The organism is Streptomyces sp. UNOB3_S3 (assembly GCF_020740895.1).
GTDB lineage: Bacteria > Actinomycetota > Actinomycetes > Streptomycetales > Streptomycetaceae > Streptomyces.
Genome location: NZ_JAILXP010000718.1, coordinates 1 through 996 on the forward strand (window position 1 = coordinate 1; position 996 = coordinate 996).

2 protein-coding genes are annotated in these 996 nt (G+C 74.6%); both read left to right on the top strand.

The annotated features are described in order from the left end of the window. The coding region (locus K6I33_RS35250) for a response regulator transcription factor (protein WP_229358863.1) at positions 1-241 on the top strand (241 nt) is incomplete at its 5' end. A gap of 81 nt (positions 242-322) precedes the next feature. Then, positions 323-996 (top strand): ribonuclease D (locus K6I33_RS35255; protein WP_229358864.1); only part of this gene is annotated, 674 nt, incomplete at its 3' end.

Below are 996 nucleotides of genomic sequence, written 5' to 3' on the forward strand. Positions count from 1 at the left end.
GATGCAGCGCCGGCCCCCCGGCGCCCCCGGCCACCCCGGCGGCTACCGCGAGCTGTCCGGACGCGAGGTGGAGGTGCTGCGGCTGGTTGCGGAGGGCCAGTCCAACAAGGCCATCGGCGTCTCGATGGGGCTCTCGGCACTCACCGTCAAGAGCCACCTCGCCCGGATCGCCCGCAAGCTCGGCACCGGGGACCGGGCCGGAATGGTGGCCGTCGCGCTGCGCACCGGCATCATCCACTGAGCGCCCCCCGAAATCCCCGCAGCGCCCGTCGCCGGAACGTTCCGGCGACGGGCGCTTGCCATACACAGATACCCTTGACCAGTGACCGACGCCCAAGAGACCGCAGAAGACACGACACTGCGAACCACCGGGGGCGGCCCCCCGGACGACGTCGATTCGGCGCCGATCCCCCTGCTGGAGCCACGGGAAGGCATGCCCCCGGTCGTCGCCGACGCCGACGCCCTGGCCCGGGTCGTCGCGGCCTTCGCCGCGGGCACCGGGCCCGTCGCCGTGGACGCCGAGCGGGCCTCCGGCTACCGCTACGGCCAGCGCGCCTACCTCGTCCAGCTGCGCCGCGAGGGCGCCGGCACGGCGCTGATCGACCCGGTCGGCTGCCCCGACCTGTCCGCCCTGGGCGAGGCCATCGGCGACGCCGAGTGGGTACTGCACGCGGCCACCCAGGACCTGCCGTGCCTGCGCGAGATAGGGATGACCCCGTCCCGGCTCTTCGACACCGAGCTGGCGGGGCGGCTCGCCGGCTTCGCCCGGGTCGGGCTCGGCGCGATGGTCGAGAACGTCCTCGGGTACGCCCTGGAGAAGGGCCACTCCGCCGTCGACTGGTCCACCCGCCCGCTGCCCGAGCCCTGGCTGCGCTACGCCGCGCTGGACGTGGAGCTCCTGGTCGACCTCCGCGACGCGCTGGAGACGGAGCTGTCCCGGCAGGGGAAGCTGGAGTGGGCCCGCGAGGAGTTCGACGCCATCGCCTCCGCCCCGCC